General features: G+C 62.4%; 7 protein-coding genes. 4 read left to right on the forward strand and 3 right to left on the reverse strand.

The genetic code is table 11. The annotated features are described in order from the left end of the window. Positions 1–152: 152 nt before the first annotated feature. The gene (locus K1X71_20570) at positions 153–455 is read right to left on the reverse strand and encodes a hypothetical protein (GenBank protein ID MBX7075543.1); all 303 of its coding nucleotides are present in this window, start codon (positions 453–455) and stop codon (positions 153–155) included. A gap of 260 nt (positions 456–715) precedes the next feature. Here K1X71_20570 and K1X71_20575 point away from each other — a divergent pair, with 260 nt between their 5' ends. Beyond that, positions 716–2,161: a sulfatase gene (locus K1X71_20575; protein MBX7075544.1), complete on the forward strand. Its 1,446-nt coding sequence runs from the start codon at positions 716–718 to the stop codon at positions 2,159–2,161. A gap of 41 nt (positions 2,162–2,202) precedes the next feature. Here K1X71_20575 and K1X71_20580 read toward each other — a convergent pair whose 3' ends face one another. Both K1X71_20580 and K1X71_20585 read right to left on the reverse strand, forming a co-directional pair. Beyond that, positions 2,203–2,541: a (2Fe-2S)-binding protein gene (locus tag K1X71_20580; GenBank protein MBX7075545.1), complete on the reverse strand. Its 339-nt coding sequence runs from the start codon at positions 2,539–2,541 to the stop codon at positions 2,203–2,205. Positions 2,542–2,555: 14 nt separating this feature from the next. Next, positions 2,556–3,695, reverse strand: a complete 1,140-nt coding sequence (locus tag K1X71_20585) for a M20/M25/M40 family metallo-hydrolase (GenBank protein ID MBX7075546.1) — start codon at positions 3,693–3,695, stop codon at positions 2,556–2,558. A gap of 212 nt (positions 3,696–3,907) precedes the next feature. On the opposite strand from K1X71_20585, the gene K1X71_20590 reads away from it, so the two are divergent. From K1X71_20590 to K1X71_20600, 3 genes are all read left to right on the forward strand, one after another. Then, entirely contained in the window at positions 3,908–4,393 is a 486-nt protein-coding gene (locus tag K1X71_20590; GenBank protein ID MBX7075547.1) for a hypothetical protein, read from the forward strand. Positions 4,394–4,466: 73 nt separating this feature from the next. Then, entirely contained in the window at positions 4,467–5,900 is a 1,434-nt protein-coding gene (locus K1X71_20595; protein ID MBX7075548.1) for an acyltransferase, read from the forward strand. 628 nt (positions 5,901–6,528) lie between these two features. Beyond that, on the forward strand, positions 6,529–8,373 hold the full coding sequence (locus K1X71_20600; GenBank protein ID MBX7075549.1) for an HlyD family efflux transporter periplasmic adaptor subunit: 1,845 nt from the start codon (positions 6,529–6,531) through the stop codon (positions 8,371–8,373). Positions 8,374–8,462 lie beyond the last annotated feature (89 nt).

The raw sequence follows: 8,462 nt of genomic DNA on the forward strand, positions 1-8,462 counted from the left end.
GCCGGCCAACCCGCCGTGCCAGAGGCCCCGGCAGCGCCGGCCGCGCAAGCTGCGCCCGATCCGGCCGCACCCGCCGCCAGTTAGCGAAGCGAATAGGATCAGAGGCAACAGTATTGCCCTGCGGACGCCAGCGCGACCCTACAGACACGCGCTTACTCGACCGTCACTTCTTCCTTGACGATCTGCACAAAGTGCGGCGTGCGCTGCGAATTGGTCAGCTCCGTGGCCTTCTGATCCGCCTGTTTGCGTTGGCTGTAATCGAACACGGCCACGCGCTTCATCGACTGGTTGAAGACCCCCCAAAACGCCTTGATGCGGCGCTCGGCGTTCGCTTTGGCTCGGCTCTTACGCTTGGTGGGCGACGCCGCTTTCTTCTTGGGCTTGGCTTCGGCCGCGCTTTCCGCGGCATCGTTGGCTCGCCGTAATTCCTTGCGGTCCATTGTCTTGCGAGCCATGACGTCCTCTTTTCAATCAACAGCGCGGCGAACTATATGGCGCCGCAGGTCCCACCCAGCGATTTGCCCCGCAAGGCACAAGCCTAGCCGTGCCAGAAAGTTATATCCGATTCCAAACCCTGCTCCTAGATGCGTGTTCTGCCTCTAGCGCCATTTTCTCGTCGCGTCAGGCACTCGCCACATAAAAATGCTGGCCGACCCCAATCCAAGGGGGTACACCTGGAGCTTTGCCGCAAGCCGTCGAGCCCAGGGTAGTCGTCATGCGGACCATTTCGCTTCTTTCGTGGTTGTGTCTGCTGACTGCGGTGGCGCCAGCGTTATCCGCGGACACCCCACCACCCCCCAATGTGCTATTGATCGTGGCCGATGATCTGGGCGCCGTCGATCTGGCCTGCGATGGCGCCGACTTGCACGAGACGCCCCATCTCGATCGACTGGCCGCCCAAGGCATGCGCTTCACCTCCGCCTATGCCGCCGCGTCAGTCTGCACCCCCACCCGCGCCGCATTGCTCACCGGCAAACATCCTGCCCGGCTCGGCATGACCATCTGGCGCGAGGCGGCTGACCGTGTCACAAACGATCGCGTGCTGACGCCTCCCCAGGTGCGAGCCGATCTGCCCCTGTCCGAGGTGACCTTGGCCGAGCAACTGCAAGCCGCCGGTTATCTCACCGCCCATGTCGGCAAGTGGCATCTTGGCGAAGCCAGTCATTTTCCCGAGACGCAAGGCTACGACCTGCATGTTGGCGGCAACCACTTCGGCGCGCCGGCCACTCATCTGTTTCCCTTTCGAGGCCAATCGGGAACGGACTTTCGCTACGTCCCCGGACTACTGCGCGACGCCAAGCCAGGAGACTACCTGGCAGATCGACTGACCGCCGCGGCCATCGACGTCGTGGAGCGCGCCGCCGATCGCCCCTGGTTCCTCACGCTCTGGCATTACTCAGTGCATACGCCGATCGAGGCCCCCGCCGAGGCGATCGAGCATTTTCAATCACGCGTCCGCCCGGAGCATCATCACAAAAACCCCGTCTATGCCGCGATGATCAAGAATCTCGACGACAACGTCGGCCGGCTGCTCCACCGGCTCGACGAATTGGGCTGCGCCGAGCGCACCCTGGTGATCTTCACCTCCGACAACGGCGGCTATCTGGGGCCTAGCCGGCAACAGCCAGACCTGCCCGTCACCAGCAACCATCCCTTGCGCTCAGGCAAAGGAGCGCTTTACGAAGGGGGAATTCGCGTGCCGCTGTTGATCCACTGGCCAGGACATGTGCCCGCCGGCAGCGAGTGCGCCGCGGCGGTAACTTCGTGCGACTTCTATCAATCCATCTTGGCGGCGGCCCATGTCCAGCCGCGACTCGACGCCGCGCAGCAGTCAGACGGCGTCGATATCGAACCGCTGTGGCGCGATCCCACGAAGAGCCTCGCGCGCGAGGAACTGTTCTGGCACTATCCGCACTACTATCCCACCACCACGCCTGCCAGCGCGATTCGCTCGGGCGCATGGAAACTGATCGAGTATTTCGAAGATGGCCGGTGCGAGCTTTACAATCTGCGCGACGATCCCAGCGAAGCGACCGATCTGGCGGCCGCCGATCCTGCGCGCGCCAAACAACTGCAAGAACGACTGGCCGCATGGCGGGTAGCCGTCGACGCGCCTTTGCCGACTCGCGCCGACAAGGTAAGCGCGCCGAAATCGCAGTAGCAAACGGCAAGCGGCGCGCGTGGCAGCTCTTTACGCCAGCCTTAATTGCCTGGCTGCGAGTTCGCCGCGTTCGGGTCGGGCGGCTCCATGTCGGGTTCGATTGGCGTCGCCCCCGGCGGCGGCGTGCCCCCTCCCTCCAGTACATACCGCGTGCGCAGCCGACGATATTCCGCCGCGCTCGGCTCGACGCTTTCCGATTGCCCGCTTTGATACTCGCGAAACAGGCGTTCGAGATACGGCCGGCACCAGCCGCACCCCGTGCCGGCGCCGTAGCACTCGGCCAGTTGGCCCGGGCGCTTCGGCTTGGTGACGCGGATAAAGTTGATCACCTTCCGCTTCGAGACATGAAAACAGAGGCAAAGCTCGTCGTCGAGTTCCACCGAGCGATCCCTCCCTACTCGCGTGGCCGTTCGGTAGCGGTCGCCAATCGCAGCGCCACGCGGCAGGCGGCTTCAAAATCGGAGATCTGTAGCGCTTCGGTCTTCATGTGCGCATTGCGCTGCCCGCATCCCATGGTCACCGTCGGCAGGCCGCGCGCGCTGAGCCAATTCGCGTCGAGGCCGCCATTCGACACCGCCAATTGCGGCTCGCGCCCGAGCGAGCGAATCGCCAGCTGCGCCGCCACCACCGCTGGCTCTTGCTCCGCCAGCACGAACGATTCATAGGCCGGCGTCGATTCAAACTCGATGGCGCCCCCCACTCCGGCAGCATTTCGCACTTCACCCGCCGCCTGTCGAAACGCCGTCTCAATGTGCGACAATATCTCCTGCCGAAACTCTCGGTCATGGCTGCGGCACTCGCCGCGCACCTCGACTGCGTCGGGCACCACGTTGGTCGCGCCACCACCTTGAATGTAGCCCAAGTTGCTCGTTCCTCGCCGGCCCCCTTGCCGGATATCGCCAAGCCAACCTTCTCGCTGCAATTGGCCGATCGCCAGACTCGCGATGGCGATCGCGCTCACCCCTTGCTCGGGAGCGGCGCCTGCATGACTGGCGATGCCGCGCACGCGCGCAACGATTCGATAAGCGCCTGTCGCGCCGATGGTTACTTTTTCCGCGGCCCCGCCGTCCCAATTGAACGCCAATTGCGGACGGCCCAAATGCGCCAGTGAAACGAGCCGCGCGCCCAACAGGCCCACCTCCTCTTGCACCGGCCAGAAAAAGGTCAATGGCGGATGTGGCAGTCGTCGCCGCACAATTTCCAGCGCAGCGGTCAACACCACGGCCGCCCCCGCTCGATCGTCGGCGCCCAGCGCCGTATTGGGATCGCGCGAGACGACATTCGCTCCTTGGCGCGCCGGGCGACTCCCCACGCATAGCGGCACGGTGTCGACATGCGCCATCAACAAGCGGCGCGGCGCCCGCATTGTGCCAGGCAAACGACAGATCAAGTTGCCGACCGCGCCGCCGATTGGCGACCGCTTATGCACGGTGTCGACACGGATCGCGCTGGCCGGCACGCCTGCCGCGCGTAATCGCTTGGTGATCGCGGCGACGATCTCCGCTTCCTGGCCGCTGGGGCCCGGTATCGCCATCAATTCCAACGCCAGTTGCAGCGCGGCCTTCAAATCGGGTTCGACAGAATTTGGCTTCGGCGCCGCGGCTAAGCGGCGCTTGGGGGAACGTACGGCGTCGATCACGACTGTATAGCTCCGGTTTTTGCGAAAATCCCCCGCGCGATTCGCATTGCGTCGTAGTCTAGCTTAAGCTCTGAACCGCTTGCGAATCTTTTTGTCTAGGACCCGCCATGCGAATCTTTCTTGCCGGCATCATGCAGGGTTCGCACCTCGGCGCCGTCATCCACAATCAGGATTATCGCGCCAGGCTCAAGCAACTCTTGGCCGAGCATCTGCCGAACGCGGAGATCTACGATCCGCTGTCCGACCATGGCAATTCGCTCGAATACGACGACCACCAAGGACGCTCCGTCTTCTTCTACCACTGCCGGCTCACTAGCGAGGTCGACGTCGTCTTGTGCTACCTGCCCGAGGCCTCGATGGGCACCGGCATCGAGATGTGGCAGGCCTATCAGCATGGACGAGCCGTGCTCACCATCAGCCCGCTCAAGCACAACTGGGTGATCCGTTTTCTCAGCCACGAAATCTACGCCGACCTGGACGAGTTCGCCGCAGCGCTCGCCAGCGGCAAGGTCGCCCGCCGACTGGCCGAGATCCTGACGAATTCTGCCGGAGACCATGATCGCCGCAATGAGCGGAGCGAAAAAAAGGGGTGAGCGACTCGATGTTTCAATCTACACTCAGCAATCAACAAACAACCCAAATGTCGATCGCGCCAGGGACCATGGAGTGACCGCCACGCTGTCGACGCCCGCCGCCGCCAACCAGCATTCGCCTCGTGTGCCGCGCGGCGATGAACGCCCGCAACTGGCGGCGCTGACCGGCGTGCGCTTCTTCGCCGCCTTCCACGTGGTCGTCTTTCATATTGTGATGGCGTTTCATATTGTCGCTCAAACTCCCGGCGAGAGTCCCTTCAAAACCTGGTGCGAGCTTGGCGCCGCTCCCTTCGATCAGTCGTGGTGGATTCGCGGCATCATCCGCAGCGCCTTCACTGCCGTCAGTCTCTTTTTTGCCCTCTCGGGCTTCATCCTTACGTATTCATGTCTCACCGACGACAACCAACTCGTAGTCGAGCGCCGTGGGTTCTGGGCCGCCCGCTTCGCGCGTGTCTATCCGGTCTACTTTCTCGGCCTGCTGATCAACCTGCCCGCTTTCGCCATCTGGCTCGGCACGCACAAGGCCACGGTCAGCCCTGGCCAGGCCACCGGCGTTGCCGCGTCCGCAGTGACGCTGCTACAAGCCTGGTGGCCCTTGGCCGCCAACGCCTGGAACGCCCCGGGGTGGTCCCTTTCAGTCGAGGCCTTCTTTTATTTGTCGTTTCCCTTCATCGCGCTCGCGCTGCGGCGCCGCACCGCGCCGCAACTATGGACCATCGCCGCGCTCGCTTGGCTACTGTCGCTGGTGTTGCCGTTCGTCTATGTAATTGCCGATCCCGATGGCATCGCCGCAGACCCCAGCGGACCGGGCAGGGTCACCTGGCTCAGCGACGCCACTTGGCTTTCCGTCGTCAAATTCAATCCGCTGGTGCGCTTGCCAGAATTCGTGTTTGGCATGGCGCTGGGGCTCCTCTTTGGGCATGAGGCCGCCGCGCGCTGCCGTGCCCGTCGTTCAACGCGCGGTTGGGCCGCCGCCCTGGCGCTTGTCGCCATCATCGCCATCCAGGCGGTGAGCGAATGGATTCCCTACCCCGTGCTCCACAATGGGCTGCTGCTTCCACTCTTCGGCCTATTGATGGTCGATCTCGCGCTGGGCGGTGGCTGGCTCGGATGGTTGCTCTCGCGCCGGCCTATGACGCTGCTCGGTGATTCGAGTTATGCCCTCTACATCCTGCACTTTGCCGTGGTGAGCTACGCATTGATGGTTGCCTGGTTCCCGCTTGGCGGCAGGCAACTCATGGAGCAACAGCAGGCGATCGCCGCGGGACAGGAACCAGCGCCTCCCCAAGACCAGCCGCAACCTGTCGCCGCGGAGGTGGGAGATAAGACGGTCGACGAAGTTCCCCACCCTCTGAACTACATGTTCGGAATCATTATTGGTTCAGTGCTTTTTTCGATCGCGGTCCATAAGTTGGTCGAGGTGCCTGCCCGGCGCTGGATCCGCCGCCGGCTGATGCGCTCCCGGCTATCGCTGCCGCCGCCACCAATTGTTGCCGATCTCCCCTGACCGCCGCTCGGCGCCCCCTCTGTGGTGGCGGTCGCTGCTCGCGCGATTGGCCTCCGAATTGGGTGTATTTCAATTGCGATACTCGCGCTACCGCAATTCCGAAAACTCCGAATTCAATTCCCCAACCACCGGAACATCTGCTTGCGCCTAACGAATAACATGCCAACAGTTTGCGGCAATTGACACGAGCCGCTCTCAGAGTTGTCGGACAGGGGTTTTCGGAGTCTTACCCCCCTGTTTCGTGCAATTCGATTTGCTCGAAGCATCGCCGCCGGGCACGCGCAATTGTCCGTGGCGTTACGAAGTGTTTGATTTTTGAGCCACGGCTCGGTTAACCTCGAATTACGCGCTGGCAGGCGATCCAACGCCAGCACCAAGACATCGAGGCGGTGTGATTCGCCGCCGACCCATACTGCATCGTGTGCCGTAGAAATAGCCAGCGAATCCCGCGAAACCAAATCCGATTCGCCGGGGTTTAAGGTTGATGGGTGGTTCTCCCCGCAGTGCATTGGAGATGACACTCAGCGCCGGCCTGTCTACAATTTAAGTCGTTCCGTCCGGGGCGGTTGCGCAATTTGCGCTTCGCGCGGCAATTCGCCCCAAGAGCCAGTCCGCAAGGCGATCTCGCATGACTTCTCAATCGGCTTTGCCAGATCGCTCGTCACGTCGAGCGGCCATCTTCCGTGGCCTGCTCGTGGTGATTGCGATTGCCGTCATGGTGGGCGGCAGCGGCCTCGCCTATTTCAAGCCGTGGCGATCCAAGAGCAACCTCTCGAGTCGGCTTGTCCTGCAGCCAGTCAAGCAAGATCTCTTTATCTACGAAGTCACCGAACAAGGCGAAATCGAAAGCTCGGCCAACGTCGAAGTCGCTTGCGAAGTTCAATCCAAAAACACCGCCGGGACCGCGATTCTCGAGATCGTCCCCGAAGGAACCAACGTCAAAGTAAACGATTTCCTGGTCCGGCTCGATTCTTCGGCCCTGCGCGAAGAGCTTTCGCAACAACAGATCCTTTGCAACACGAGCGCCGCGGCGGTGATCCAAGCTGAAAGCGCCTTGAACACCGCCAAGATCAGCCGCGAGGAATACCTCAACGGCACTTTTCGGCAAGAAGAACAGATCATCCAAAGCGAAATCTCAGTCGCCGAGGAGAGTCTGCGTCGCGCCGAGGACTATGCCCTGCATAGCGAAAAACTAGCGGCCAAGGGCTACGTCACCTCACTGCAACTCGACGCCGACAAATTCGCCGTTGAGAAGGCCAAAATGGATCTGGCCACCGCCAACACCAAGCTCAACGTCCTGCGCGACTACACGCGCGCCAAAATGCTCAGCACCCTCGAAGCCGACATCAAAACCGCCGACGCCAACCTCAAGAGCCAACAAAACACCCATGCTCTTGACCAGGACAAGTTGAAGCACATTCAACTGCAAATCGACCGCTGCGAGCTCAAAGCGCCAGCGGCCGGTCAAGTCGTCTACGCCAACAAGAGCGACCGCCGCGGTTCGAGCGACGTTGTCATCGAAGCCGGCGCCTCGGTGCGCGAGCGGCAGGTCATTATTCGGCTTCCCGATCCCACCAAGATGCAGGTGAAAGCCAAGATCAACGAGTCGCGCATCGACCGGGTACGTGCCGGTCAACCCGCCGTCATTCGGCTCGACGCCTTCCCCGAAATCGAACTCACCGGCGCCGTCACCAAGGTCGACGACTATCCGCTCCCTGGCAACTGGTTCAACTCGTCGGTCAAGGAGTATGGCACCACCATCGAAATCACCGCCCCTCCGCCGGGCAGCCGACCCGGCATGACCGCCGAAGTCAAAATTCGCGTCGAAGAAACGCCCAATGCCCTCCAAGTCCCCGTGCAGGCCGTTTTCGAACGCGCCGGGCACACGCTGGCGCTCGTTCGCACGCCCACGGGGCTCGAAGCCCGCAAAATCGAAATCGGCTCCACCAACGAAAAGTTTGTGGTGGTGCGTTCCGGTCTCAGCGCCGCCGATCAAGTGGTGATGAACTACAAAACGTTCATCGATACGGTCGATCTCCCCGTACTGCCGCCGATCGACGCCGAGCGCGAATTGATCGCCAAACGCTCCAATGCCAAGTCCGATGCCAGCGGCGAGGTCCGACCGGCCTCGGCGGTCGCCAGTGCCGCGCAGGCCGATGGCAACGCGCCAGACGGCGAAAAGAAGAAACGTGACGCCGGTGGCGGCAATTTCGATCCCGCCGCGATTGTCGGCATGATAATGCAGCGCAACGACAAGGATGGCGACGGCAAACTGGCCGAGAGCGAAGTCGACGAGCGAATGCGCCCCAACTTTGCTCGCAGCGATGCCAACAGCGATGGCTTTATCGATCGCGCCGAACTGCTCGCCGCCATGAACCGCATGCGCGCCCAAATGGCGGGCGCCGGCGGACCGGGTGGCCCGGGCGGCGGCGGCGCGATCGCGGCCACCAGCGCCGGCGCGTCCGGTCTGTAATCCACCGACTCGTCTCGCACCCCCTTCAGCGGACACCAGTCCGCTTTCGTCACCTCGTCCAGCGCACTTGTGATTACAACCGCTCGATT

Source organism: Pirellulales bacterium, assembly GCA_019694455.1.
In the GTDB taxonomy this organism is placed as follows: domain Bacteria; phylum Planctomycetota; class Planctomycetia; order Pirellulales; family JAEUIK01; genus JAIBBY01.